General features: G+C 62.8%; 1 protein-coding gene. It reads right to left on the reverse strand.

The features are described from left to right. Positions 1–560: IS110 family transposase (locus HLH21_RS16825; RefSeq protein ID WP_182944896.1), on the reverse strand; the 560-nt coding region annotated here is incomplete at its 3' end. Between the last annotated feature and the right edge of the window lie 204 nt (positions 561–764).

The raw sequence follows: 764 nt of genomic DNA on the forward strand, positions 1-764 counted from the left end.
GAAGCGATCTGCACTTCAATCTGCCGCAAACGATGTCGGCCATGGCGTTTCAGCAAGTCGATCGTCAAGGTTTTGAGGCGATTGCTCGTTGCCGTCCGGTCTCGCATCAGACTGCGCCGGGCCGCGACCAGTTCGGCCAGACGGTTCTGCAGGTCTGAACGGACGGGGCGTGCGACCGGCTCCAGCAGTGCGCCATAGCGCGCCAGCATCAATGCATCGATACGATCGGTCTTGGCGAGCCTGCCGGTAGCCTCGGCGAAGCGGCGCGCCAGCCGCGGGTTGACCTTGATCGTTGGCACGCCGAGGGACGCCAGCCGTTCCTCCAGCAGCCGGTGATACGGGCCAGTCGGTTCGAACACCACCCGCGCGACGGCCTTCAGGTCGCCGATCCAGCGCAGCAGTGCAGTTTGGCCCTTGCGGGTGTTGGCTACGCGCACGGTCTCTCCACCGGGGTGACGGGCCGCGTCGAGATGATCCTTGGAGACGTCGATCCCGATCGTGATCGACGCGGGCTGTGGTTCGGGCTTGGAAGCCGTGGCCGGATGCGTCATCTTTTCCATGTCCTATGCTTGTCATCCGAGGCCAAACCCTCGGGTATCCGTTCAGGGCACAAGGAAAAGAAGGGGCGGTCATACTCTCAAGCCGACCCATCACGGTCTGCCTGTCACCGACCCGTCCCCTTCCTGATTTTTCCGGGGTGGCCACCCCGGAAAAATCAGTCCTTTGTCGCACGCAGCGACACGGAATGCATAAGACAAGCCTGT

Source organism: Gluconacetobacter johannae (genome assembly GCF_014174305.1).
Lineage (GTDB): Bacteria > Pseudomonadota > Alphaproteobacteria > Acetobacterales > Acetobacteraceae > Gluconacetobacter > Gluconacetobacter johannae.